This window comes from Streptomyces marianii (assembly GCF_005795905.1).
GTDB classification, from domain to species: domain Bacteria; phylum Actinomycetota; class Actinomycetes; order Streptomycetales; family Streptomycetaceae; genus Streptomyces; species Streptomyces marianii.
Map to the genome: position 1 here is coordinate 4,646,315 of NZ_VAWE01000001.1, position 24,021 is coordinate 4,670,335.

Sequence of the window (24,021 nt, forward strand, 5' to 3'; positions counted from 1 at the left end):
CCGGACGGATCCGTGGACGTCGCGGGCCGCGGCCGGCTGCCGCGGTGGGTGCCGCCGCTCAGGGCAGGAGTCGCCGCTCCTTCGCGACCGCCACCGCGCCCGTGCGGGTGTCGACGCCCAACTTGGCGTAGATGCGCCCCAGATGGGTCTTCACCGTGGCCTCGCTGATGAACAGCGCACGGGCGATCTCGCGGTTGCCCAGGCCTCGGGCGAGCTGGCCCAGAATGTCGAGTTCGCGTGCGGTCAGCGCGGGGCGGGCGGTGCCGCGCAGGTGGTCCATCACCCGGCTCGCGACCGGGGCCGACAGGGTGGTGCGGCCCTGGGCCGCGGAATGGATCGCGGCGAACAGCTCCTCGGGGCGTTCGGCCTTCAGCAGATAGCCGGTCGCACCGGCCTCGATGGCCCGGGTGACGTCCGCGTCCGTGTCGTACGTCGTCAGGACCAGGACGCGCACGCCGGCGCCGGGCAGCGCCGTGATACGCCGGGTCGCCTCCACGCCGTCGATGCCCGGGCCCAGTTGCAGGTCCATCAGCACCACGTCGGGCGTCAGCTTCGCCGCCATGGCGGCCGCCTCCTCGCCGCTGCCCGCCTCGCCGACGACCTCGATGCCGGGCTCGCTGCCGAGGAGCGCGAGCAGTCCGGCCCGTACGACGGCGTGGTCGTCACAGAGCAGGATCCGTACGGTCATGACGACTCCGGGTTCCTCGGGTTCACCGGGTTCTTCGGTTTCACCGGGCTCCCCGGGCGTTCGGGGTTCCCGGGGTCCCCGGGCCTCCTCGGGGTCTCCAGCGGGATGGCGGCCGACAGCACCGTGCCCTCGCCGGGCGCGGACTCGACGGTCAGGGTGCCGCCCAGCTGCCTCGCCCGCGCCCGCATCGCGGGCAGTCCGTGGCCGCGGACGCCCCGGGCGGCACCCGTCGGCTCGAAGCCCCGGCCGTCGTCCGCGATGTCGAGGACGACCTGGTCGCCGAGGTACGAGAGGGTCAGCGCGACGGAGCCCGCCTCGGCGTGCTCGCGGACGTTGGCCAGGGCGCCCTGAGCGATGCGCAGCAGCGCCGACTGGACGCGGTCGGGCAGCGGGACCGCCGCGCCGTCGGTCCGGAAGCCCGCGGACTCGCGTGCGGAGAGTGCCCGCAGCGCCTCCTCCAGGCCCCCGCCCTCCGCGAGATCGACCGGTGCGAGGTCGTGGACGAAGCGGCGGGCCTCGGCGAGGCTGCGCTCCGTGATGGACTCGGCGGTACGGACGTGGCGCCGCGCGGCAGCCGGGTCCCCGTCCCAGACGCGGTCGGCGGCCTGCAGCAGCATCTGCTGGCTGGACAGCCCCTGGGCGAGGGTGTCGTGGATCTCCATGGACAGGCGCTGGCGCTCGGCGAGCGTGCCCTCGCGGCGCTCGGTCGCCGCCAGTTCACGGCGGGTCCTGAGCAGATCGACGATCAGCGCGCGCTGCCGGGCGGAGAGACGTTCGGCGTGGACGAAGACCGCGGTCGCGATGGCGGCGACCGCGGGCGGCGCGATCACCAGGTTCGGGTCGAAGCCGCCGTGCGCGAGCTCGAGCTGCGCGGCGACGACGAAGGCGGTGAGCAGCGTGACCAGTACGAGTGCGGCGCGCGGAGGGAGGGTGCGCAGACCGGTGTAGAAGAGGGGCACCGCGCACCAGGCGAAGCTCGGCGCGAGCACGACGAGGACCATCCAGACGGCGACGACGGTGCCCAGCCAGGCGAGTCGGCGGGGTGTCGCCCGGGAGCCGAGGACCGGGCCGAGGACGTACAGCCCCGCGAGCGCCGCAGAGAGCCCGATGATCCACGGGGAGCGGTCGCCCCAGGGATGCCGCAGCAGATACCGCACGAGCGAGGCGCCCAGCAGCAGGAAGAACGCGGCGTGCATGACCCGTGCGAGCCACCCGGCGTCAGGGTCCGGGACGGGTGACCGGAGCTCGCCGGGGTTCTGGTCCACCGTCCACCACTCCTCGCCGACCTGCACGGACGTCCCCATCGTGACCCGGTGGGGCGATGTGCGCATCAGCCGATCGGCTGATGCGCACATCGCCCGTCATGGCGGCCGGACGCATCCGCTCCGCCGACCGTGGAAGGCCGTGCGCGGCCCGAGGATCGATGGCGGGGCGACGAGCGTCGCCCTGTCCGCCCCACCGACCCCACCGGCCCCACGAACCCACCGACCGCGCCGGCCGCCCCGCCGACCTGGGGACCGGCCGCCGATCGCCTGCCGTGCAGGCCCGCATGCCTGCACGGCCGGGTGTCCGTCTGCCCGCGGGCACGGATTCCCGGGGGCCGGCCGTCCGCCCGTTCACCCGTTGAGGAGTGGTTGTCTCATGAAGAAGTTCTCGCTGCGTGCCCGCGTCCTGACCGTTGCCGTCGCAGCCGCCGCGCTCGGTGCCGGCACCTTGGGTGCGGTCTCCGCCAACGCCTCCGCCCCGGCCGCCGCCCTACCGGCCGGGGCGAAGGCCGACGCCGCGAACCGCAATCTGCACCAGACCACGCATCTGACCGTCGCTGCGGCCACCGAGGCGGCCCAGGCCGTGCTGGAAGCCGCGCAGGACGAGAACCAGCGCGTGACCGTGGCCGTGGTCGACCGCAACGGCAACACCGTCGTCGTCCTCCGGGGCGACGGTGCGGGCCCGCAGTCGTATGAGTCCGCGGAGCGCAAGGCGTTCACCGCGGTCTCCTGGAACGCGCCCACCTCGGAGCTGGTCGAGCGGCTGCCGCAGGCACCGAACCTGAAGGACATCCCCGGCACGCTGTTCCTCGGCGGCGGCGCGCCGGTCCGGGCGAACGGGGCCCCGATCGCGGGCATCGGTGTCGCGGGTGCCCCGAGCGGTGACCTCGACGAGAAGTTCGCCCGTGCCGGGGTCGCCGCCCTCGCCCGGTAGCCCGCACGCCGTGTGTCCCGAGCCGGCGAGCACGGCCGAGGTACGGGAGAGGCGCGGTGCGCCGCACGTGCGGCAGATCACCGCACCGCCCGACGGAGTCGGACATTCCACACATAGGATCGCCATGTGGATCAGCGATGCCCCCTCCGTGCCCTGGCGCCCGTCGCCGCCCTCCTCGTGCTCACGGCTTCCGCCTGCACGGAGAGCGGCGCGGGCGCCGGCGTCGTCGGCAGGCCGGGAGCCGCGGGGCTGGGCGACCCTTACTTCCCCGGTCAGGGCAACGGCGGCTACGACGTACGGCACTACGGCCTCGCCCTGGACTACGACCCGAAGTCGAACCGGCTCGGCGGCACCGCGACCATCACCGCTCGGGCCACCCAGGACCTCAGCGCCTTCAACCTCGACCTGCACGGCCTCACCGTCGACGGCGTGACCGTGAACGGGGCACCCGCCGAGACCGTCCGCTCGGGCGACGAACTCGGCGTCCGCCCGCGCGAGGCCGTCGTCGACGGCAGCACCTTCAGGACCGTGGTCCGGTACTCCGGCGTCCCGAGGGCCGTGAAGGATCCGGACGGCTCCGAGGAGGGCTGGCTGGAGACCGAGGACGGGGCCCTCGCGCTCGGCGAGCCGCAGGGCTCGATGACGTGGTTCCCCGGCAACCACCACCCCAGCGACAAGGCCACGTACGACGTCACCGTCACCGTGCCCAAGGGGCTCACCGCCGTCTCCAACGGGGAACTCAGGTCCCAGCGGCCCGTGGCCGGCGGGAGCCGGACCGCGTTCGCGTGGCACTCGCCCGAGCCGATGTCGAGCTATCTCGCGACCGTCGGCGTCGGCGAGTACGACGTGAGGACCTCACGCCCCGCGCGGGGCGTGCCCGAGTTCACGGCTGTGGACAGGACCGTCGCCGCGCAGAGCGAGAAGGTGCGCGCCCGTATCCCCGAGGTGCTGGAGTGGGCGGAGGAGAACTTCGGCCCGTACCCCTTCTCCTCCACCGGGGCGATCGTCGAGCGCGCGGACGACGTCGACTACGCACTGGAGACGCAGACCCGGCCCGTGTACCCGGCCGGCGCGTTCAACGAGGAGTTCCTCGTCCATGAGCTGGCCCACCAGTGGTACGGCAACTCGGTCTCGCCGAAGGCCTGGAAGGACGTGTGGCTGAACGAGGCCTTCGCGACGTACGCGGAGTGGCTGTACGACGAGGACTTCAGGGATGTTCCGGTGCGGGAACACTTCGAGAAGGAGTTCGAGGACGACGGCAACTGGGCCTTCCCGCCCGCCGAACCGCCGACGGACGACCTCCTCGGGGCGCCGGTCTACGGGCGCGGGGCGATGGTCCTCCACAAGATCCGGCAGGCGGTCGGCGACGACGCGTTCTTCGCTCTGCTGAAGGACTGGCCGCAGGAGCACCGCCACGGCAACGCTTCCACGGAGGACTTCACCGCCTTCGTGGAGGAGGAGACCGGCAAGGACCTCACGGAGCTGTGGGACGTATGGCTGTACGGGAGCGGCAGGCCCGCGAAGCCGTGAAGCCCGCCGGCCGCCGGAGGCATCCGCCCGCCGTCCGTACCCGCCGTCCGCCGGACGTTCCGGGGCGTGGGTGCCGGAGGGGTGTGAGGTGCCGGAGGTCCCGGCCGGGACGGCGGACGGGACCTCCGGGGCGCGTGTGTCAGACGTTGACGCCGAAGTCCTGGGCGATGCCGACGAGGCCCGAGGCGTAACCCTGGCCGACCGCGCGGAACTTCCACTCCGCGCCGTTGCGGTACAGCTCGCCGAAGACCATCGCGGTCTCGGTGGCGGCGTCCTCGCTGAGGTCGTAGCGGGCGATCTCCGCGCCGCCCGCCTGGTTCACGATGCGGATGTAGGCGTTGCGCACCTGGCCGAAGTTCTGGCTGCGGTTCTCGGCGTCGTAGATGGAGACCGGAAAGACGATCTTGTCCACGTCCGCGGCGAGGCCGGACAGGTTGACGTTGATCTGCTCGTCGTCGCCGCCGCCCTCGCCGGTGCGGTTGTCGCCGGTGTGGACGATGGACTGGTCCGGCGTCGACTTGTTGTTGAAGAAGACGAAGTGGCCGTCGGAGACGACCCTTCCGCCGTTGTTGACCGCGATCGCGGAGGCGTCGAGGTCGAAGTCGGTGCCGGTGGTGGTGCGGACGTCCCAGCCGAGGCCCACCGTGACGGCGGTCAGGCCCGGTGCCTCCTTGGTGAGCGAGACGTTGCCGCCCTTGGACAGGCTTACAGCCATGGGGAGGTGCCTTTCCTGGTCGAGTGCAGTGCGGTCGGGCTTCGTGCTTCCCGAAGCTACCGTCACCGTCCATAACGCGGACCGGGTGCCACCGGGTTCCCCGCGGTCGGTGAAAAGAACGTGACGCGGGTCGTCCATCGACGCGACCATGGGACGTATGTCCGGGCCCTATCTCATCCGTGGCTCGGTCTCCCTGCCGGAGGCCGAGCTCATGTGGCGTTTCTCGCGGTCGTCGGGTCCCGGCGGCCAGCACGTGAACACGAGCGACTCCCAGGTGGAGCTGCGCTTCGACCTCGCGGCCACGGAGGCACTGCCGTCCGTGTGGAAGGCGCGGGCGCTGGAGCGCCTCGCGTCCCGGCTGAACGACGGCGTGATCAGCGTCCGGTCGTCGGAGCACCGCTCCCAGTGGCGGAACCGGGAGGCGGCGGCGGTCCGTCTGGCGGCGCTCCTCGCGGAGGCCAGCGCTCCGCCGCCGCGGCCGCGACGGCCCACGAAGATACCCCGCGGCATCAACGAACGCCGCCTGCGGGAGAAGAAGCGCCGGGGCGAGACCAAACGCGGCCGGAGCGCCCGCGACTGGTGACCGGCGCGAGCCCCGTCACCCCGCTCGTCCCCGGACCGTCTCCGGGCCCGGCCCGTCGGAGCTCCCGAGCCCGCCCCTCGCTGTACCCGGCCCGACTGCCGGGCGTCATCCCAGGTGCCGGTGGCTCCCCCCGGACGGGGCCCGCGCCGTGCCCGGATGCGACCTCGCGCCCGGCCGGGCGTCCCTCCGCCCCGTTGCCTTTCCGGTGGCCCCGAAACGGCGCGCCCGGCCCCCCGTGCCCGCCTGAGCTGCCGCGCGTCATCCCAGGTGCCGGTAGCGCCCGCGGAAGTAGGTCAGAGGGCCGCCGTCCGAACTGGGGAGGCCCGCCTTCAGGACACGGCCGATCACGAGGGTGTGGTCGCCGGCCTCGACGCGCTGCTCGGTGCGGCATTCGAGGACCGCCAGCGCCCCGCCCATCAGGGGTGAGCCGCACAACTCCCCGCGGGTGTACGCGATGTCCTCGAAGAGGAGCCGGTCGCTGATGCGTCCCTTCATCGAGAACCGCCCGGCGATGTGCCGCTGGCTCTCGGACAGCACCGACGCGCCCCACGTGGGCTGTTCGGCCAGCAGGTCGTCCATGCGCGAGCCGTTGCGCAGGCTCACGAGGACCAGCGGCGGGTCGAGCGAGACCGACATGAACGCCGTCGCGGTCATACCGACGTCCTCGCCGCGCGGCCCGTCCTGGGTCAAGGGCGGTTCGTGGGCCGTGATCAGCACCACCCCGGCGGCCAGCCGGGACATCGCGGCACGGAACTCGTCGTCGCTCACCCCCTCAGCATGGAGGATGGGCGCGGGACTCGGGGTGGGACTCGTCTGTGGCACGGCCGAACGCTAACCTCGTCCCGCGCTCCGCCACATCGGGCCGGAGGACCAGCCGGGTCCTAGGACTCCGGGCCGGGGGAGTACGCTCGGTCGGCCGGTGGCCGGATCCGTCCCGCTCTCCCCGGTGCCCGTCCGGATTTGCGTTCCGGAAGGACGGAAGGCCGCCGCGGCGTACGCCATCCCCAACATCATCTGCTGTGACTTGAGTCACAGAGGCCGGTATTTGTTGACCCTGTGTACCGAGTGGACAGCTCGCTGTGATTCAGTGGCGGGGACACTGCGCCAAAAGGGTGCACCAGCGAAGTCGATGAGGAACCTGGAGTCAGCTGTTCGAGGTCTCGGGGAGAGCGAGCGATGGAGACCGAGTCGGAGCCGTACGTCCGTCTTGCGACCCTGAGGCAGCTGCATCAGGTCGTGGCGAACCTCAACACGGCCCGCAGCCTGGCGGACACGCTGCAGACCGTCGCCGACGGCATCGTGGCCGGGCTGGGGTACGAGCTGGCATGCGTCAATCTCGTACGCCCTGACGGGGATCTCGTCGTCGCCGCCTTCGCCGGGAACACCGCGGCGGAGGCCCTGATCACCGGGCGCGTCGGCTCCCGGACCTCCTGGGAGCGCCGGCTCGGCATGGGCGAGGCCTGGGGCGAGTTGCGCTACATACCCCACACCGAGGGCTGGGTGCTACTGGAGGACGACGTTCCGCAGTGGTACACGGAAGGCCCCGAGCCGCGCTTCGAGGGCGAATGGCATCCCCAGGACCGGCTCTACGCGCCGATGTACGCCTCGGGCGGCGGGCGCGAACTGCTCGGCGTCATCTCGGTCGACAAGCCCCGCAACGGGCGCCGTCCGGGCGCATGGGGCCAGGAAGCGCTCCAGATGTACGCGTCCCAGTCGGCGATTGCGATCAGCAATGCCCGGCTCCGAGCAAACATGCAACGCGCGCTGGTCCGCCTGGAGCGCGAGCAGCAGGCCCTGCGCGCCAGCGAGGAGTTGTTCCGGCAGGCGTTCGAGTACGCGCCGAGCGGCATGGCCATCGCGGAGATGGGTGGCGACCAGCACGGCCGGCTGCTCCGCGCCAACGACGCCCTCTGCCGGCTGCTCGGCCGCCCCGCGTCGGCGATGCGCCGCTACTCCTTCGCCGATCTGGTCCACCCCGAGGACATCGGCACCCTGTTGCGGACCTCCGCCGAGGGCGGCCGAGCCGAGCTGCGCCTCGGCCGTCGCGACGGCACGTACGTCTGGGTATCGCTGCGCAACTCCGTCGTCGCCGACACCGCCGACGGCCCCCGCTTCCTGCTCACTCACCTCGAGGACATCGAGGAGCGCAAGCGGCACGAGCTCCACCTCGCGCACCGGGCCAGCCACGACGCGCTGACCGGCCTGCCCAACAACGCCGAGCTGCGCGCCCGGCTCAGCGCCCGGCTGTGCGAGCGGCCCCAGGGGGTGCGGCAGGAGGCCGGCCGGACCCTGGACGTGCCGGACTACCCGTACGGCGACTACGCGGACGGCGGCTACGGCGAGAACGGCTACGCGGGTGGATACGGCGAGGGCGATGCCGAGAGCACCTTCCGTACCGACGGATTCGACTTCGACGGGCCCGGCATCCCCTACGACCATCATGTGCACGCCGTCGCGCCCGCCACGGACGGTGAGACCGACGACGGTACGAAGGGCCTCGCCGTGCTCTTCTGCGACCTGGACGGCTTCAAGTCGATCAACGACCGCTTCGGGCACAACACCGGCGACGCCGTCCTGATCGAGGTCGCGCGCCGACTCACCACCGGTGTGCGGGACGGGGACACCGTCGCCCGGCTCGGAGGTGACGAATTCGTCGTCCTCGCCGACGGCCTCGGCGCCGCCGACGCCGCCGACCTGGCCGTTCGCCTGCGGAACGCGATCATTCCGCCGATCCGGGTGGACGGAAGGGCGGTCCGGGTCGGGGCGAGCTTCGGAATCGGCTGGGCAGTCTGCGGCATGTCCGTCGAAGAGGTGCTGCAGTCCGCCGACCAGCGGATGTACATCGAGAAGCGGTCCCGGGCCAAGGTCCACAGACGCGCCGGATAGCGGAAGCGGGAGAACCGGTCGGGCCCCGAGCGCCGTCCTTGGAATAGCTCAGACGGGGTAGGCTCGGCCGGTCGGCGACGGCTGGCGAGCAAGGATAGGAGTGACCCAGGGATGACGGCCGGGAACAACGGCGCGAGCACGCCTGAGGACGACGATCCGTTCGGCTATCTGTACGCGGACGGGCAGCAGGCGGGCACCTCAACTCCCCGCCAGGGCGGCTACGGCTACCCCGGTCCGGCCGCCCAGCCCGGTGTGCCCAGGACGTCGTACAACCAGGTCAGAACGGTCGGCGAGCGCCAGTACGGGCAGCCGCAGGCCGGGCAGCAGTACGGCCAGGTCCCGCACCAGCAGCAGTACGGCCAGCAGCCCAGCCCCCAGTACGCGGCGCCGGAGACCTACCCCGGCGGCGCCCCGACCCGCCAGGCCCCGATGCCCTCGGACGGCGGAGGCGGCCGGAGCCGCGGGCCGAACACCAGGGGTCTGCTCATCGGCGCGGTCGCCGTCGTGGCCGTGGTGGTGATCGGTATCACCGCCGCGTTGATGACGAGCGGCGACGACAAGACCGAGAACCCGCAGGCGGGCCAGGACAACACCGCTCCCGCGGACGAGGTCGGCCCGAGCGACGACCCCGCGAAGGACGACGAGGAGAAGCCGGCCGAGCTGCCGAAGCAGGACGCGGCGACGCTGCGCCTCGGCCCGCCGGCGGCACTGGCGAAGGACATCAAGGGCGCAAAGGGAGCGGACGGCGCGTACGTGATGTTCAACGGCGCGGGCGGCTCGGCCAGCTGGTCGGTGGATGTTCCGGCCGATGGTGCGTACACGCTGTTCATCACCTACAGCGTGCCGGGCAAGGACGCCAAGACCTCGCTCACGATCAACGACGGCCAGGCCCGCTCGATCAACATGTCGAACTTCGCGAAGGCCAAGAAAGGCGACTGGGAGAAGGGCTGGACGCGCACCTACGCCTATGTCGACCTGAACAAGGGCTCCAACACGTTGAAGATCTCGTGCGAGCAGGGCGACCAGTGCGACGCCCTCCTCGACCAGGTCTGGCTGGAAGCCGGTCAGTCCAAGAGCTGACCCGGTCACGGCGCCTCGGCCGGCACGCCGCCCCAGGTCGTCCTGGGACGGCGGAGCACGACCGTGGAAGGGTTCCGGACGAGCCGCGCGTCGCGGTCGGACCGGCTTGTCTGTCGCTGCGGGTGGTCCGCGAAGCACCGGGGACGGAGGCCGAGTTCAGCGACGACCACGTCGCCCCTGTCGGTGTTCGCGTTCGATGACCCGATGTTGGTGACGCCGCACATCCGGAACCTGCTCGAGCACGAGTCACCCATGCCGCACCTTCGACGCCTCGGTGATGACGGCCTGTACGACCGGTTCGCCTCGCAGGTGGCGGCACTCTGGGAGACGGGCCGCCCAGTCTGGTCGTGAATGCAGGAAAGCGCGCCCTTGCCCGACCGTGATGGCCAGTCAAGGGCGCGGTGTTCGTCAACATGCCTGCCCCCGGCCCCCGCCTGAGCGGCGAGCGGTAGATGCGACCTGTGACCGTCCCGCCGTTGGGGCGGTCGGGAGCATGGGCAAGGCCGAATCGAACCGATTCAACAAGCTCGGTCGTTCCCTGCCGAGCAGTTCACGTGAAGTTCGGGCGAGAGGCCGCACCTGACGTCACGCCGCCGGGGCGTGTTCCGTCACCGTGATCCGGGGGAGTAGGTCCTCGTAGGAGGCGCGGTCGAAGTCTCCGGCCGTGGGAGCGAGGACGGTGGCCGTGGCGAGCGCCACGGCGCGGACGAGGCGGTCCGGCCAGGGGAGGGCCTCGACGAGGCCCGAGAGCAGCCCGGCCACGGCCGAGTCGCCGGCGCCGGTGGGATTGCCGAGGACCTTCCCGGGCGGGGCGGCCTGCCAGATGCCCTCCGGGGTGGCGGCGAGGACACCGTCGGGGCCGAGGGAGGAGACCACCGCGCGGGCGCCGCGGCGGCGTGCGGCGTGCGTGGCGCGCAGCGGCTCGCGGGATCCGGTGAGCTGGGCCAGCTCGTGGGCGTTCGGCTTGACCAGGTCGGGGCGGGCCGCGATGCCGCGGCGCAGCGGTTCGCCGCTGGTGTCCAGCAGGGCCGGAACCCCGGCCGCTCGGGCCCGGCGGACCAGCTCGGCGTAGGCCCCGACGTGGATGCCCGGCGGGAGGCTGCCGCACAGCGCGACCGCTTCGGCCTTGCGCAGCAGCGAGTCGTACGTGGTGAGGAACGCGGCCCATTCCTCGGGCGTGACCGTCGGGCCCGGCTCGTTGAACTGGGTGGTGTCACCGGTTGCGGCGTCGACCACGGCGATCGTGCGCCGGGTGTTCCCGGCGACCGGCACGAGCGCGTCGCGCACGGGCAGCCCGGACAGTCGATCGCGCAGGGTCTCGCCGTTGGGGCCGCCGGCGAAACCGGTGGCGACCGCCTCGTGGCCGAGCGCGGCCAGCACCCGGGCGACGTTCAGCCCCTTGCCGCCCGGGCGTTCGCCGACCTCGGAGACCCGGTGGGAGCTGTGCGGGACGAGGGAGGGGACGCGGTACGTCAGATCGAGGGCGGTGTTCAGCGTGACCGTGAGGATCACCGTGACACCCCCTGAGCATGCGTGCGCCTTCGCCGGACGGGTCCTGATCATGCCAAAAACCGAGCGGTTGGCCCAGTCCCCCCGTAGGCCGACCGCCTCGACCCGCCGTACTCCGGCCGTTATGGCTCGACCACCCATGCGCCCTTGCGCATCACGCCCTTGAGCATGAAGTCGGCGTCCAGCACGACGAGATCGGCGTCCTTGCCGGGCTCGATCGACCCCACCCTGTCGTGGAGGCCCAGCAGCCGGGCCGGGTTCGCGGAGATCGCCTGGACGACGTCCTCGACGGGCAGCCCGTCGACGGTCGCGGCCCGGCGGAACGCGGTGTCGAGGGTGAGGGTGGAGCCGGCGATCGAGCCGCCCTCCACGAGCCGGGCGACGCCCTCCGTGACCTCGACCTCCAGCGGCCCGAGGTGGTAGACGCCGTCGCCGAAGCCCGCCGCGTCCATCGCGTCCGTGATGAACGCGACCCGCGCGGCGCCCGCGCGGTGGAAGGCCAGCTCCAGGGCCGCCGGGTGCAGATGCGTTCCGTCGTTGATCAGCTCGACGGTGACCCGCTCGTCCTCCAGCAGCGCGGCGATCGGCCCGGGGGCCCGGTGGCCGAGGGCGGGCATGGCGTTGAAGAGGTGGGTGGCGACCGTGGCGCCCGCGTCGATCGCCGCGACGGTCTGCTCGTAGGTGGCGTCGGTGTGCCCGACCGCGGCGATCACGCCGTGCTCGGCGAGGAGCCTTACGGACTCGATCCCGCCGGGCAGCTCGGTGGCGAGGGTCACCATCCGCGCGGTTCCGCGGGCGGCGTCGAGCAGCTTGCGCACTTCCGCCGGGTCGGGGTCGCGCAGCAGTTCCCCGCTGTGGGCGCCCTTGCGGCAGGGCGAGATGAACGGGCCCTCGAAGTGGATGCCGGCCAGGTCGCCCTGCTCCACCAGCTCCGAGAGGAATCCGGCGCGGCGGGTCAGGAAGTCCATGTCGCCGGTCACGGTGGAGGCGACCGTCGTGGTGGTGCCGTGCTCGTGGTGGGTGCGTACGCCGGTGAGCACGTCCTCGGCCGACCCGGAGGTGAAGGAGGCTCCTCCGCCGCCGTGGTTGTGCATGTCCACGAAGCCGGGCACCAGCCAGTGTCCGGACAGGTCGACGCAGGGGGCGTCGGCGGGGGCGTGCCCGGCGATCCGGGTCCCCTCGACGGTCACCCGCCCGTTCTCGACGACCCCGGTGGGCAGCACCACCCGGGCGCCTGTGAGAACCATCCGGTCGGCCATCAGCCGGTTACCTCCGTGGTGAGTGTGTCGGACGTGTCGAGCAGGTCCCAGGCGAGGAGCCCGGCGCCGAGGCAGCCGGCGGTGTCGCCGAGAGCCGCCGGGACGATCGTGGGCGGCTTCTGGAAGGTGACGCGTGCCTCCACCGCGGCCCGCAGCGGTGTGAACAAGGTTTCTCCTGCCTCCGCCAGCCCGCCACCGATGATCAGCGTCCGGGGGTCCAGCAGGGTGAGGGCGGTGACCAGCCCGTCGGCGAGGGCGTCGACCGCCCGCTGCCACACGTGCGCGGCGGTCCCGTCCCCGGAGGCGACGGCCTTGGCGCAGTCGGCCGCGTCGGCCTCCGGGTCGCCGCTCGCGGCCGCCCACGCGCGGGACACGGCGGAGGCGGAGGCGAGGGTCTCCAGACAGCCGCGCTGTCCGCAGCCGCACTCCGGGCCGCCGGGCCGTACGACGATGTGGCCGATCTCGCCGGCGCAGCCGTGTGCGCCCTCCTCGATCGTGCCGCCGATGCCGATGGCCCCGGCGATGCCCGTGCCGAGCGGGACGAACAGGAAGCGGTCCGTGCCGCGGCCCGCCCCGATGCGGCCCTCCGCGAGACCGCCGGTGCGGACGTCGTGGCCGAGGGCGACGGGCACCCCGCCGAGCCGTTCGCGGAGCAGTGCGCGCAGCGGGACGTCGCGCCAGCCGAGGTTGGCCGCGTAGACGGCGACGCCGTGCGCGGTGTCGACGATGCCGGGCACCGCGACACCGGCTGCCACGGCGCTCCGGCCGTACCGTTCCTCGCCGTGGGCGCGCAGCTCCGCCGCGAAGCCGAGGACGGCCTCGACGACGGCTTCGGGCCCGCGCTCCCTGCCGGTCGCCCGGCGTGCCTCGTACAGCAGCGTGCCGTCCGCCCCGACGAGGGCGGCCTTCATCCCGGTGCCGCCCACATCGAGGGCGATGACGTGTCTCACGGGTACAGTCTCGCGCGCCGGACCAGAAAAGGTCTAGTCCACTACTCGGATTGTTGCGCGCGTATACAAAGTGGTGACCGGTCCCGTTTCGCGATCGCCCGCACTGTGGTGTAGACCTCTGCCTTTAATGATCAAGAGCAACAAGGTGGGGAACAGGGAAACCGGATCGGGATGGTCCCGATGCCCGGTGCGGACGGGGCTTGAGGAACGGGCCCGGTCTCCGATCCGGGCAGGCCCCGGGCGGGGCACGTGCCGCGTCGCGCCCCCGCCGGCGCCGGGGGTGCGCCCGGCGCGTAGAGGTCTGGCCGGAATCACCCGTTCGCCGAGCGCACTGCGCTGTCCGGGGGGACGGTTATGTTGCTGATATGACCGACGACCTCGACGACCTCCCCGCGCGAGACCGCGCCGTGCTCGCCTTCGAGCGGGCGTCGTGGGCCGGGCCCGGCGCCAAGGAGCGGGCGATACGGGAAGAGCTCGGTATCTCCCCCACCCGCTACTACCAGTTCCTCAACGCCCTTCTGGACGATCCGCGCGCCCTCGCCCACGACCCCGTGACGGTGAACCGTCTGCGGCGGGTCCGGGAAGCGCAGAGGGCGCGGCGGTGACGCGCCGGGGAGATCGCCGCGCGCCGTAGCTGAGCGGGGGTCGCGTCGATAGGGTCGGACCATGGGCAGCTACTCCGACGCACTGCCGGAACCGACCACAGCCGCCGGCCGTGAGGGGCTCGCCGCGGTCCTCGAACGGCCCTCGGAGAGCGTGGTCGCACTGGACTTCGACGGGACGCTGGCGGAGATCGTCCCGGATCCCGAGCAGGCGAGGGCTCATCCCTCGACGGTGCCCGCGCTGGCGCGACTCGCGCCGCTGGTGAGGTCGGTCGTCGTGGTGACCGGCCGGCCGGCCGGGGTCGCCGTACGGTACGGCGGGTTCGCCGGCGTCGAGGGTCTGGAACACCTCGTCGTCCTGGGGCACTACGGTGCCGAGCGGTGGGACGCCGTCAGCGGCACCGTGCACGCCCAGCCCGAGCACCCGGGCGTCGCCGCGGTACGGGCCGGGCTGCCCGGCCTCCTCGACTCGATGGGGGTGTGGCAGGGAACCTGGATCGAGGAGAAGGGCCGCGCGGTCGCCGTGCACACCCGCCGCGCCGACGACCCGCAGGCCGCCTTCGAGGCGCTGCGCGAGCCGATCGCCGATCTCGCCGCGCGTCACGGACTGATCGTCGAACCGGGCCGCCTCGTCCTCGAAGTACGCCCGCCGGGCGTCGACAAGGGCATCGCGCTCGCCGAGTACGTCCGCGAGGTGAACGCCTCCGCGGTCGTCTACGCCGGCGACGACCTCGGTGATCTGGCCGCCTACGCGGCCGTGGAGAAGCTCCGTTCGGACGGAGTGCCCGGACTGCTCCTCTGCAGCGGCGGCGAGGTCCCCGAACTCGCCGAGCGCGCCGACCTCCCGCTGCCGGGTCCCGCCGCCGTCGTCGCGTTCCTCGCCGCCCTGGCGGACCGCATCGAGCAGCGCGCCTAGTGCCGCATCAGGCGACGTTCGCCCCGTCGCGGCGCCCGGCACGGCGACTCGCGGCGTTGCCGGATCAACCGAGTAGGCCCACCACGAGGTCGATCCGGCGCCTTGCGATTTACCGCACCGGACGCCGCTCCTTGACGGGCAAACCCTGCCTGGCGCGGCACCCGGTCGCATGCCCGTGCGGACGGAGTCCGGCGCGGGCCCGGTCGGGCTCGTGAGGCGGGGCGGAGCCCGGAACGCGCACGGGCGTGTGGTGCCCGGTACACGCAGGGCGGTGCGCGTGCGGGAGCGTCGCGCGCCGCCGGGAGGCCGGGCGCACCCGCCCCGTGTCAGTCCGCCTCCGTGACGCCCTCGTCCAGCGCCTCCAGCGCGTGCAGCTGGTCCAGGAACCACTGCTGCGGTGGCAGCGCGGTCGCGGCCGCGGCCAGGCGCTTGCTGCGCTCCGCACGTTCGGCGTCCGGCATGGACAGCGCCCGGTGGAGCGCGTCGGCCGTGCCCGTCACGTCGTACGGGTTCACCACCAGCGCGTCGTCGCCGAGTTCCGCGTACGCGCCCGCCTCGCGCGACAGCACCAGCGTGCAGCCGGCCTCGGAGACGACGGGGATCTCCTTGGCGACGAGGTTCATCCCGTCGCGGATGGGGTTCACGAGGGCGACGTCCGCCATCCGGTACGCCGCCAGCGAGCGGGCGAAGTCGTCCTTGACGTGCAGGAGCACCGGGGTCCAGCCGGGTGTCCCGTACCGGGCGTTGATCTCCTCCGCGACCCGGGAGACCTCGGCCGTGTAGTCGCGGTACACGGCCAGGTCCTGGCGCGAGGGATAGGCGAAGGCGATGTGCACGACCCGCTCGCGCCATTCCGGTTGCTCGTCCAGCAGGGTGCGGTACGCGAGCAGTCCGCGCACGATGTTCTTGGACAGCTCGGTCCGGTCCACGCGCACGATCGTCTTCCGGCGGCCCGGTCCGCGCTCGTCGCCGCCGATCTGCTCGCGCAGCGCGGCCATGCGCTCGTCCACGTCCGGCCTGCGCGAACGCTCCCGCAGAAAGTCCGCGTCTGCGCCCAGGCCGTGCACCCCGAGCTCGGTCCGCCGCCGGCGGTGCCCCCGCAGCCGGTACTCGAGGCTGGGCGGCCCGTCCTTCGGCCAGTGCGGGTCCACGTCGTGGTCGGCCAGGACCCGGAGGCAGCAGTCCTGGAAGGCGCCGAGCCACCGCTGGGTCAGGAAGCCCAGCCGGTTCGCCCCGAGCATCCCGAGGAGCAACTGCTCGGCGATGTCGTCCGGGAGCATCCGGAAGTACTCCGGCGGGGCCCACGGAGTGTGCGAGAAGTGGCCGATGCGCAGATCGGGCCGCAGGTCCCGGAGCATGCCCGGTACCAGGGCGAGGTGGTAGTCCTGCACCAGTACGGCCGCGTCCGGGGCGGCCGACTCGGCCAGGGCCTGCGCGAAGGCCTGGTTGTACGCCTCGTACGCCACCCACTGGCGCCGGAACTCGGCGTCGAAGACGGGCTCCAGCGGTGTCTGGTACAGCATGTGGTGGACAAACCACAGGACCGAGTTCGCGATGCCGTTGTACGCGTCGGCGTGTACGGCGGCGTCGATGTCCAGCATCCGCACGCCCGGTTCGCCGATCCCGCGCCGCACCGCCTCGCGGTCCCCGTCGCCGAGTGCGGAGCACACCCACAGGGCGTCCGCCTCGGGGCCGATGGCCGACAGCCCGGACACCAGTCCGCCGCCGCCGCGCCGTGCGTCGAGCGTGCCGTCCTCCCGGAAGGCGTAGGTGACGGGGCCCCGGTTGGAGGCGACGAGAACTCGTGCGGCGTGCCCGTGCTCAGAGACCATGTCGCGAAACCTAGCCCTTCCTGGAACCGCTCAAACGTACGGCGGACTCCGTGGCCGGAGACCGCCGGAGATCGTCGGAGACCTGCCCACGATCGTTGGAGGCGCAGCCGGTGACCGGCTGCGCGCCGACCCGGGCGATCGCTGGGGACGGGGCTCGGGACAGGTGCCGTTCGGTCCACGACATGTGCCGTCCGGTCCGGCCGATCGCTGGGGACGGGGCTCGGGACAGGTGCCGTCCGGTCCACGACATGTGCCGTCCGGTTCGGGCGATCGCTGGGGACGGGGCTCGGGACAGGTGCCGTCCGGTCCGGTCACTCGCCGGGCCCGGACCTGCCGCCCGGCCGGGACCGTCGAGTGCGGGCGGGCCGCCGGCCCGGACCGCGCCCTCCCGGACGACGGCTTCGGGCCGTCGCCCGCCGGCCCGGGCCCGTCGCCCCGGCCGGTGACCGGCTGCGCGCCGCCCCGGACCGCGCGCCCGGTCGCGTGCCGTCCTCCGACGAGGGCCCAAGAACGGTGGCGCGTACCTGATCAATGGTTTCCCCGGTCGCGCGTGGCCGCGAGCGCGATGGCGCCGGCGGCCGAGAGTGCCAGGGCCATTCCGCCGAGCAGCCAGAGCCGCTCGCTGTTGTGGCCGGCCGCCGCGATCTGGCCGACGGCCCCGCTGCCGTGTGCCGGGGCACCGGCCTGTCCGGCGCCCGCCGCGTTGCCGGGGCCGCCGGGGGCAGGCGGCACGCCCGGCCCGCCCTGGGCGCCGTCCTCGGCGTCCTCCTCGTCCAGACCGTCCTCATGGCCCTGTTCGAGGCTGTGGTCGTGACTCTCCTCGTCGCCGAAGTCGGTCCGGGGGGCCCCGAGCTCCCCGATCTCCTCGGCCACGGGCGTCGCCGTGCACCGGGCGTCTCGGGTGCCGGTGGCGCAGTTGGACCGCGGGGACTGGACCTCCAGGCCGCCGCCGAGCCGCCCGTCGCCGCCGTCGCCGCCGTCCTCGCCTCCCACGGTGACCGAGTAGGTGACGGTCGCCGTCCTCCCGGCCGGGATGGCACCCGAGTACGAGAGCACGGGCTCGGTGTAAGCGACCCGGCCGAGTGCGGTCCGGGCGTTGCGGTCGTAGACGGCGTCGTCGAGGGTGCCGCCGAGATCGTCGGTGAAGCGCACGTCGGGGAGTTCCCGCTCGCCGTTGTTCGTCGCCCTGATGGTGAACGTGAGGGTGTCCCCGAGGGCGACCCTCTTCGCCGACGCCGTCTTGGTGATCTCCAGATCGGGGGCCGGCGCCGACAGGGCGGCAGCCGCCGGCACGAAGCCCGTCGTGACGGCCGCGGCACCCGCGGCACCCGCGGCGACCGCCAGGGCCCCGAGGAAGCGGGACCGATCGCCTCTGCTGCGCCCGCGGTCCCTCGTCAGGTCCTGGCCGGACACGGCCCGAACAGAACGGAAGACCCGAGCACCCTGTGAACTCGCATTGCCCATGAGTCCGAAATGTAGACAATCATTCCGGCTGGGCCGCGTTACGCCGCGCCCGTGTTTCGCCGCCCCGCCCGGCTCGCGTACTCGGCGATGTCCGCCATCGGCGGACGCTCCTCCGTGTCCACCGCGTGCGTTCGCGGGACGAAACCGCCCTCGCCGCGCTCGAACTGGGTCAGTGCCGGGCGGACCAGGTGCCCACGCGAAAGGCGCAGCTGGGCCGTGCGGTAGATCGCCGCCGCCATCCGGCCCAGCGCCTGCCCGTCCTGGTGGCGGTGCAGCCGTACGCCCACGTCCACCTGCGCCAGCGCGTCCAGGCCCACCGTGTGCAGCGCGTCGACCAGCAGGCCCAGTTCCACCCCGTAGCCGACCGGGAACGGCAGCCGCTCCAGCAGCGAGCGCCGCGCCGCGTACTCCCCGCCGAGCGGCTGGACGAATCCCGCGAGCTGTGGCCAGTGCAGATTGAGCAGGGGCCGGGCCACCAGTTCGGTCACCCTCCCGCCCTGGCCGGGCGCGTCACCGAGCGGCCGGTCGTACATCGCCTTGACGAACTGGACCTCGGGGTCGGTCAGCAGCGGCCCGACGGTCCCCGACACGAAGTCCGCCGAGAACTCCTTCAGGTCGGCGTCCACGAAGCAGACGACGTCGCCGACGGTCGCCAGGAGGGAGCGCCACAGCACCTCGCCCTTGCCGGGCACGGCCGGGACGCGCGGGAGTATCGCGTCCCGGTGCACCACCCGGGCGCCGGCGCGTGCGGCGACCTCGGCGGTGCGGTCCGTCGACCCCGAGTCGACGACGACCAGCTCGTCCACGAGCGGCACCGCGTCGGTCATCAGGTCGCGCCGGATCGCGGTGACGATCTCCCCGACCGTCGCCTCCTCGTTCAGCGCTGGGAGCACCACGCTGACCGTGGTGTCCTGCTTGGCGGACAGCAGCCGGTCCAGTGGGCGGTCCGCCACCGACCAGGACCGCCGGGCCAGCCAGCGCTCCACCTCTTCCAGCACGTGATCTCCATCTCGCGGATCGGACGACCATCTCAAGCGTCCGGGGGTTCGGTTACAGTCTTGAACAACGCGGACCGCCGATGCATGTCGGGGGTCGTCGCGCCGAGACAATCGAATCGAGACAATCGAATACCGCTCATCCAGAGGGGCAGAGGGACACGGCCCGTTGAAGCCCCGGCAACCCTCCAGCCGATCTCGCCGCCCATCGCGGCCGAGGCTCACGGCTAGGGAAGGTGCCAATTCCGTCTCGCGGTGAAACGCACCGCGGGGAAGATGAGGAGAAAGGGCCTCGCCTCCATGGCTGTGCAGACTGTTGCCACCACCGATTCTGCCGACACCGTCGATCTGGGCCCCGCCTCCGGGCTCTCCTGCCGCGAGTGCGGCGAGCGCTTCGCCCTCGGTCCGATCTTCGCCTGCGAAGCCTGTTTCGGGCCGCTCGAAGTCGCGTACGACCTGCCGAGCGGCGACGCCGAGGAACTGCGCAAGCGGATCGAGAGCGGTCCGGAGAACATCTGGCGTTACGCGCCGCTGCTGCCCGTGCCCGCCGACGTGGCGAGCAAGCCGAACCTGAACCCGGGCTTCACCAAGCTCGTCCAGGCCGACAACCTCGCCCGCGAGCTCGGCGTCACCGGCGGACTCTGGGTCAAGGACGACTCCGGCAACCCGACCCACTCCTTCAAGGACCGGGTCGTCGCCCAGGCGATCGAGGCCGCCCGGGCCTTCGGCTTCACGACCCTCTCCTGCTCCTCCACCGGCAACCTGGCCGGTGCCGTCGGCGCCGCGGCCGCGCGCGCCGGCTTCCGCTCCTGCGTGTTCATCCCGCACGACCTGGAGCAGGGCAAGGTCGTCATGGCCGCCGTCTACGGCGGAGAGCTGGTCGGCATCGAGGGCAACTACGACGACGTCAACCGCTTCTGCTCCGAGCTCATCGGCGACCCGGCGGGCGAGGGATGGGGCTTCGTCAACGTCAACCTCCGCCCGTACTACGCCGAGGGCTCCAAGACGCTGGCGTACGAGATCTGCGAGCAGCTCGGCTGGCGGCTGCCGGACCAGATCGTGATCCCGATCGCCTCCGGCTCCCAGCTCACCAAGATCGACAAGGGGCTCCAGGAGCTGATCAAGCTGGGCCTGGTCGAGGACCGGCCCTACAAGATCTTCGGCGCCCAGGCCGAGGGCTGCTCCCCGGTGTCCGTGGCGTTCAAGGCCGGCCACGACGTGGTCAGGCCGCAGAAGCCGGACACCATCGCCAAGTCCCTGGCGATCGGCAACCCGGCGGACGGTCCGTACGTGCTCGACATCTGCCGACGCACCGGCGGTGCCGTGGAGGACGTCACCGACGAGGAGATCGTGGAGGCGATCAAGCTGCTGGCCCGTACCGAGGGCATCTTCACCGAGACCGCGGGCGGTACGACCCTCGGTGTGGCGAAGAAGCTGATCGAGGCCGGAGTGATCGACCCGGCCCTCACCACGGTGGTCGTCAACACGGGTGACGGCCTCAAGACCCTCGACGCGGTGGCCCCGACCACGGGTATGTCCGCAGTCATCCGTCCCAACCTGGACTCCTTCCGAGAGGCTGGCCTCGTATGAGCGTCAACGTCCGCATCCCCACCATCCTCCGCACCTACACGGGCGGTCAGGCCGAGGTCCCGGCCGAGGGCGCCACCCTCGCCGAGGTCATCGCCGACCTGGAGAAGAACCACACGGGTATCGCGGCCCGGGTCCTGGACGACCAGGGAAAGCTGCGCCGCTTCGTGAACGTGTACGTCAACGACGACGACGTGCGTTTCGAGCAGGGCCTGGAGACGGCGACGCCGGACGGTGCCGGGGTGTCGATCATCCCCGCGGTAGCGGGCGGCTGATCGCCACGCAGAGTCAGCAGAAGTGCCCCCTCCGCAAGCTCGGCGGAGGGGGCGTTTCTGCATGGTTGAGCGCGATAGAGTTGGGGAAGCCCCCTCCGCTGCGTGTGCCAGGCGCATATGAGAATGCGGTCGCGCACGACAAGAAGCAGCCAAAGTGTTCGAGCGTGATGCGCAATAAGTGCGCTTTGTCTGGCCCGACTTGCCCGGGAATGCTCACATTTCTGCTAATTCATCCTTTCGGTCCTGCCCGGAATTCTCGTCCGATTGACCTGTTGCAGACGGCAGTTGGACAGATACATTCAGCCGCGGTCGACGCGTTCCGGCGCACATCCATGGGTCATCCGTATGCCCCTCCGGGCACCGGGGGACACCGCTGGGTGAGGTCTGACCCGGGTCCGCGAAGTGCGGTCCTGTGCAAGGGCCAGTAATAGGGGAGTTAGGCATGGCTCAGGGCACCGTCAAGTGGTTCAACGCGGAGAAGGGGTATGGCTTCATCGCGGTCGACGGTGGTGCGGATGTTTTCGTCCACTACAGCGCGATCCAGATGGACGGATACCGCACCCTGGAGGAGGGTCAGCGAGTCGAGTTCGAGATCTCGCAGGGCCAGAAGGGGCCGCAGGCGGACATGGTCCGCGTAGCCGGCTGAGCGCCGACTGACTGCAGCAACGTGACGGAGGGTCCGTGCCAGGGGCGCGGACCCTCCGCCGTGTCCGGGGCCGCCTTCCGTCGAGGTCGTGTCCGGGGCAGGCCCTCCGTCGCGGCCGGACCGCCGGCCGGCGTGCGCGGGTCAGCGGTGGCGGGCCGCGCCGGATCGCTCGCCGGCGTGCGCGGGGTCGCGACCTGCGAGGTGTGCGGTCCGCGCCTGCGCCGGGTCCGGGTCCGGGCCCGGCCGCCGTGTCCTGATGGACGCCCGAGTCGCGGTCGCGCCTTGCACTCGCCGGGTCCGAGTGCTAATCATTGGCGTTAGCACTCTCCGAGTGAGAGTGACAACGAAGGACCGGGTCGGTGAGGCCCGCAGGCCGGGTGGGGCAAGGAACCACAAGGCGTGCAGGCCGTCCGTCGCGGGCACCAGCGCGGTCCGGAGCAATCCACCCCAGTCCGGGAGGACCACTTCACATGGCCAAGATCATCGCGTTCGACGAGGAGGCACGGCGCGGTCTCGAGCGCGGGATGAACCAGCTCGCCGACGCCGTCAAGGTCACCCTTGGCCCCAAGGGCCGGAACGTCGTCCTCGAGAAGAAGTGGGGCGCCCCCACGATCACCAACGACGGTGTCTCCATCGCCAAGGAGATCGAGCTCGAGGACCCGTACGAGAAGATCGGCGCCGAGCTGGTCAAGGAAGTCGCCAAGAAGACGGACGACGTCGCCGGTGACGGTACGACCACCGCGACCGTCCTCGCCCAGGCGCTGGTCCGCGAGGGCCTGCGCAACGTGGCCGCCGGCGCCAACCCGATGGCCCTGAAGCGCGGTATCGAGAAGGCCGTCGAGGCCGTCTCCGGTGCCCTGCTCGACCAGGCCAAGGAGGTCGAGACCAAGGAGCAGATCGCCTCCACCGCCTCCATCTCCGCCGCCGACACCCAGATCGGCGAGCTCATCGCCGAGGCGATGGACAAGGTCGGCAAGGAAGGCGTCATCACCGTCGAGGAGTCCCAGACCTTCGGTCTGGAGCTGGAGCTCACCGAGGGCATGCGCTTCGACAAGGGCTACATCTCGGCCTACTTCGCGACCGACATGGAGCGCATGGAGGCCGGCCTCGAGGACCCGTACATCCTCATCTACAACGGCAAGGTCTCCTCGGTGAAGGACCTCCTCCCGCTGCTGGAGAAGGTCATGCAGTCGGGCAAGCCGCTGCTGATCATCGCCGAGGACGTCGAGGGCGAGGCCCTGTCGACCCTGGTCGTCAACAAGATCCGCGGCACCTTCAAGTCCGTCGCCGTCAAGGCCCCGGGCTTCGGCGACCGCCGCAAGGCCATGCTCGGCGACATCGCCATCCTCACCGGCGGCACGGTCATCTCCGAGGAGGTCGGCCTCAAGCTCGAGAACGCGGGCCTGGACCTGCTGGGCCGCGCCCGCAAGGTCGTCATCACCAAGGACGAGACCACGATCGTCGACGGTGCCGGGGAGAGCGACCAGGTCCAGGGCCGGGTCAACCAGATCCGCGCCGAGATCGAGAACTCCGACTCGGACTACGACCGCGAGAAGCTGCAGGAGCGCCTCGCGAAGCTGGCCGGCGGCGTGGCCGTCATCAAGGCCGGCGCCGCGACCGAGGTCGAGCTCAAGGAGCGCAAGCACCGCATCGAGGACGCCGTCCGCAACGCCAAGGCGGCCGTCGAGGAGGGCATCGTCGCCGGTGGTGGCGTGGCCCTGCTCCAGGCCTCCCAGGTCTTCGAGAAGCTCGAGCTCGACGGTGACGAGGCCACCGGTGCCGCCGCTGTGAAGCTGGCCCTGGAGGCCCCGCTGAAGCAGATCGCCGTCAACGCCGGCCTCGAAGGCGGCGTCGTGGTGGAGAAGGTGCGCAACCTGACCCCGGGCCACGGCCTGAACGCCGCGACCGGCGAGTACGTCGACCTCATCGCCGAGGGCATCATCGACCCGGCCAAGGTGACGCGTTCCGCGCTGCAGAACGCCGCGTCGATCGCCGCGCTGTTCCTCACCACCGAGGCCGTCATCGCCGACAAGCCGGAGAAGGCCGCCGCGGCCGCTCCGGGCGGCATGCCGGGCGGTGACATGGACTTCTGATCGACCCGAAGGTCGATCCACGTCCTGAACCGAGGGCGGCACCCCTTCCGGGGGTGCCGCCCTCGGCCTTTGCGCCCCGGCGCGACTCTGCTGCCCAATTCGGCTGAGCAGCAGAGTCATGCCGGGAAGGCCGCAACGGTCACCGCGTTGTCGCAGGTCATGGTCCGCGTGTCGGAGTTGCCCCGGAACTGGGCAGCAGTGTCCGGCGGGGC

22 protein-coding genes and 1 riboswitch are annotated in these 24,021 nt (G+C 72.0%); of the genes, 12 read left to right on the forward strand and 10 right to left on the reverse strand.

Annotated features, from left to right (window positions below):
- Window positions 1-58 precede the first annotated feature (58 nt).
- Window positions 59-688, reverse strand: coding sequence for a response regulator (locus FEF34_RS20985; protein ID WP_138054530.1), 630 nt, complete (start codon window positions 686-688; stop codon window positions 59-61).
- Window positions 685-1,884, reverse strand: coding sequence for a sensor histidine kinase (locus tag FEF34_RS20990; protein ID WP_234043119.1), 1,200 nt, complete (start codon window positions 1,882-1,884; stop codon window positions 685-687). The genes FEF34_RS20985 and FEF34_RS20990 overlap by 4 nt, the downstream gene beginning before the upstream one ends.
- A gap of 445 nt (window positions 1,885-2,329) precedes the next feature.
- Here FEF34_RS20990 and FEF34_RS20995 point away from each other — a divergent pair, with 445 nt between their 5' ends.
- Together FEF34_RS20995 and FEF34_RS21000 are read left to right on the forward strand one after the other, a co-directional pair.
- Entirely contained in the window at window positions 2,330-2,887 is a 558-nt protein-coding gene (locus FEF34_RS20995; RefSeq protein WP_138054531.1) for a GlcG/HbpS family heme-binding protein, read from the forward strand.
- A gap of 126 nt (window positions 2,888-3,013) precedes the next feature.
- Window positions 3,014-4,417 (forward strand): M1 family metallopeptidase, encoded by a 1,404-nt coding sequence (locus FEF34_RS21000; protein ID WP_138054532.1) that lies wholly within the window; start codon window positions 3,014-3,016, stop codon window positions 4,415-4,417.
- Between the two features lie 139 nt (window positions 4,418-4,556).
- Here the strand turns inward: FEF34_RS21000 and FEF34_RS21005 are convergent, their stop codons facing one another.
- Window positions 4,557-5,132, reverse strand: a complete 576-nt coding sequence (locus FEF34_RS21005; protein ID WP_138054533.1) for a TerD family protein — start codon at window positions 5,130-5,132, stop codon at window positions 4,557-4,559.
- Between the two features lie 148 nt (window positions 5,133-5,280).
- Here FEF34_RS21005 and arfB point away from each other — a divergent pair, with 148 nt between their 5' ends.
- Window positions 5,281-5,715, forward strand: coding sequence for an alternative ribosome rescue aminoacyl-tRNA hydrolase ArfB (gene arfB, locus FEF34_RS21010; protein ID WP_138054534.1), 435 nt, complete (start codon window positions 5,281-5,283; stop codon window positions 5,713-5,715).
- 258 nt (window positions 5,716-5,973) lie between these two features.
- Here arfB and FEF34_RS21015 read toward each other — a convergent pair whose 3' ends face one another.
- Window positions 5,974-6,483 (reverse strand): flavin reductase family protein, encoded by a 510-nt coding sequence (locus tag FEF34_RS21015; protein ID WP_234042486.1) that lies wholly within the window; start codon window positions 6,481-6,483, stop codon window positions 5,974-5,976.
- A gap of 408 nt (window positions 6,484-6,891) precedes the next feature.
- On the opposite strand from FEF34_RS21015, the gene cdgB reads away from it, so the two are divergent.
- The 3 genes from cdgB (at window position 6,892) to FEF34_RS21030 (ending at window position 10,032) form a co-directional block, all read left to right on the forward strand.
- Window positions 6,892-8,601, forward strand: a complete 1,710-nt coding sequence (gene cdgB / locus FEF34_RS21020; protein ID WP_138054536.1) for a diguanylate cyclase CdgB — start codon at window positions 6,892-6,894, stop codon at window positions 8,599-8,601.
- A gap of 111 nt (window positions 8,602-8,712) precedes the next feature.
- Window positions 8,713-9,681 (forward strand): carbohydrate-binding protein, encoded by a 969-nt coding sequence (locus FEF34_RS21025; protein ID WP_138054537.1) that lies wholly within the window; start codon window positions 8,713-8,715, stop codon window positions 9,679-9,681.
- Window positions 9,682-9,885: 204 nt separating this feature from the next.
- Window positions 9,886-10,032, forward strand: coding sequence for a hypothetical protein (locus FEF34_RS21030; RefSeq protein WP_234042487.1), 147 nt, complete (start codon window positions 9,886-9,888; stop codon window positions 10,030-10,032).
- 234 nt (window positions 10,033-10,266) lie between these two features.
- Here the strand turns inward: FEF34_RS21030 and FEF34_RS21035 are convergent, their stop codons facing one another.
- From FEF34_RS21035 to FEF34_RS21045, 3 genes are all read right to left on the reverse strand, one after another.
- Window positions 10,267-11,193: a 1-phosphofructokinase family hexose kinase gene (locus FEF34_RS21035; protein ID WP_138054538.1), complete on the reverse strand. Its 927-nt coding sequence runs from the start codon at window positions 11,191-11,193 to the stop codon at window positions 10,267-10,269.
- 119 nt (window positions 11,194-11,312) lie between these two features.
- Window positions 11,313-12,449, reverse strand: coding sequence for an N-acetylglucosamine-6-phosphate deacetylase (nagA, locus tag FEF34_RS21040; protein WP_138054539.1), 1,137 nt, complete (start codon window positions 12,447-12,449; stop codon window positions 11,313-11,315).
- Window positions 12,449-13,399, reverse strand: a complete 951-nt coding sequence (locus FEF34_RS21045; protein ID WP_138054540.1) for an ROK family protein — start codon at window positions 13,397-13,399, stop codon at window positions 12,449-12,451. The genes nagA and FEF34_RS21045 overlap by 1 nt, the downstream gene beginning before the upstream one ends.
- Window positions 13,400-13,764: 365 nt before the next feature.
- Here FEF34_RS21045 and FEF34_RS21050 point away from each other — a divergent pair, with 365 nt between their 5' ends.
- Together FEF34_RS21050 and otsB are read left to right on the forward strand one after the other, a co-directional pair.
- Complete coding sequence (locus FEF34_RS21050) at window positions 13,765-14,004, forward strand: DUF3263 domain-containing protein (protein ID WP_138054541.1); 240 nt, start codon at window positions 13,765-13,767, stop codon at window positions 14,002-14,004.
- A gap of 61 nt (window positions 14,005-14,065) precedes the next feature.
- Window positions 14,066-14,917 (forward strand): trehalose-phosphatase, encoded by an 852-nt coding sequence (gene otsB, locus FEF34_RS21055; protein WP_138054542.1) that lies wholly within the window; start codon window positions 14,066-14,068, stop codon window positions 14,915-14,917.
- A gap of 326 nt (window positions 14,918-15,243) precedes the next feature.
- On the opposite strand, the gene FEF34_RS21060 is transcribed toward otsB, so the two are convergent.
- The 3 genes from FEF34_RS21060 to FEF34_RS21070 form a co-directional block, all read right to left on the reverse strand.
- Window positions 15,244-16,749, reverse strand: coding sequence for an alpha,alpha-trehalose-phosphate synthase (UDP-forming) (locus FEF34_RS21060; protein ID WP_138054543.1), 1,506 nt, complete (start codon window positions 16,747-16,749; stop codon window positions 15,244-15,246).
- A 528-nt stretch (window positions 16,750-17,277) separates the two neighbouring features.
- On the reverse strand, window positions 17,278-18,162 hold the full coding sequence (locus FEF34_RS21065) for a DUF7927 domain-containing protein (protein ID WP_171053033.1): 885 nt from the start codon (window positions 18,160-18,162) through the stop codon (window positions 17,278-17,280).
- An 89-nt stretch (window positions 18,163-18,251) separates the two neighbouring features.
- The gene (locus tag FEF34_RS21070) at window positions 18,252-19,211 is read right to left on the reverse strand and encodes a glucosyl-3-phosphoglycerate synthase (protein WP_138054545.1); all 960 of its coding nucleotides are present in this window, start codon (window positions 19,209-19,211) and stop codon (window positions 18,252-18,254) included.
- A 133-nt stretch (window positions 19,212-19,344) separates the two neighbouring features.
- Window positions 19,345-19,491: riboswitch (SAM riboswitch) on the forward strand.
- 17 nt (window positions 19,492-19,508) lie between these two features.
- On the opposite strand from FEF34_RS21070, the gene thrC reads away from it, so the two are divergent.
- The 4 genes from thrC (at window position 19,509) to groL (ending at window position 23,809) form a co-directional block, all read left to right on the forward strand.
- Window positions 19,509-20,798, forward strand: a complete 1,290-nt coding sequence (gene thrC / locus FEF34_RS21075; RefSeq protein WP_171053034.1) for a threonine synthase — start codon at window positions 19,509-19,511, stop codon at window positions 20,796-20,798.
- The gene (locus FEF34_RS21080) at window positions 20,795-21,070 is read left to right on the forward strand and encodes a MoaD/ThiS family protein (protein WP_018847107.1); all 276 of its coding nucleotides are present in this window, start codon (window positions 20,795-20,797) and stop codon (window positions 21,068-21,070) included. The genes thrC and FEF34_RS21080 overlap by 4 nt, the downstream gene beginning before the upstream one ends.
- Before the next feature lie 442 nt (window positions 21,071-21,512).
- Window positions 21,513-21,716 carry a cold-shock protein gene (locus FEF34_RS21085; protein WP_003986833.1) on the forward strand — a complete coding sequence of 68 codons (204 nt, stop codon included), beginning with the start codon at window positions 21,513-21,515 and terminating at the stop codon, window positions 21,714-21,716.
- A gap of 470 nt (window positions 21,717-22,186) precedes the next feature.
- The gene (groL, locus tag FEF34_RS21090; RefSeq protein ID WP_138054546.1) at window positions 22,187-23,809 is read left to right on the forward strand and encodes a chaperonin GroEL; all 1,623 of its coding nucleotides are present in this window, start codon (window positions 22,187-22,189) and stop codon (window positions 23,807-23,809) included.
- Window positions 23,810-24,021 lie beyond the last annotated feature (212 nt).

Coding starts and splice junctions, on each gene's coding strand:
- FEF34_RS20985 (WP_138054530.1), bottom strand. CDS start 688: ATGACCGTACGGATCCTGCTCTGTGACGACCACGCCGTCGTACGGGCC.
- FEF34_RS20990 (WP_234043119.1), bottom strand. CDS start 1,884: ATGCACGCCGCGTTCTTCCTGCTGCTGGGCGCCTCGCTCGTGCGGTAT.
- FEF34_RS20995 (WP_138054531.1), top strand. CDS start 2,330: ATGAAGAAGTTCTCGCTGCGTGCCCGCGTCCTGACCGTTGCCGTCGCA.
- FEF34_RS21005 (WP_138054533.1), bottom strand. CDS start 5,132: ATGGCTGTAAGCCTGTCCAAGGGCGGCAACGTCTCGCTCACCAAGGAG.
- arfB (WP_138054534.1), top strand. CDS start 5,281: ATGGGACGTATGTCCGGGCCCTATCTCATCCGTGGCTCGGTCTCCCTG.
- cdgB (WP_138054536.1), top strand. CDS start 6,892: ATGGAGACCGAGTCGGAGCCGTACGTCCGTCTTGCGACCCTGAGGCAG.
- FEF34_RS21025 (WP_138054537.1), top strand. CDS start 8,713: ATGACGGCCGGGAACAACGGCGCGAGCACGCCTGAGGACGACGATCCG.
- FEF34_RS21030 (WP_234042487.1), top strand. CDS start 9,886: ATGTTGGTGACGCCGCACATCCGGAACCTGCTCGAGCACGAGTCACCC.
- nagA (WP_138054539.1), bottom strand. CDS start 12,449: ATGGCCGACCGGATGGTTCTCACAGGCGCCCGGGTGGTGCTGCCCACC.
- FEF34_RS21050 (WP_138054541.1), top strand. CDS start 13,765: ATGACCGACGACCTCGACGACCTCCCCGCGCGAGACCGCGCCGTGCTC.
- otsB (WP_138054542.1), top strand. CDS start 14,066: ATGGGCAGCTACTCCGACGCACTGCCGGAACCGACCACAGCCGCCGGC.
- FEF34_RS21060 (WP_138054543.1), bottom strand. CDS start 16,749: ATGGTCTCTGAGCACGGGCACGCCGCACGAGTTCTCGTCGCCTCCAAC.
- thrC (WP_171053034.1), top strand. CDS start 19,509: ATGGCTGTGCAGACTGTTGCCACCACCGATTCTGCCGACACCGTCGAT.
- FEF34_RS21080 (WP_018847107.1), top strand. CDS start 20,795: ATGAGCGTCAACGTCCGCATCCCCACCATCCTCCGCACCTACACGGGC.
- FEF34_RS21085 (WP_003986833.1), top strand. CDS start 21,513: ATGGCTCAGGGCACCGTCAAGTGGTTCAACGCGGAGAAGGGGTATGGC.
- groL (WP_138054546.1), top strand. CDS start 22,187: ATGGCCAAGATCATCGCGTTCGACGAGGAGGCACGGCGCGGTCTCGAG.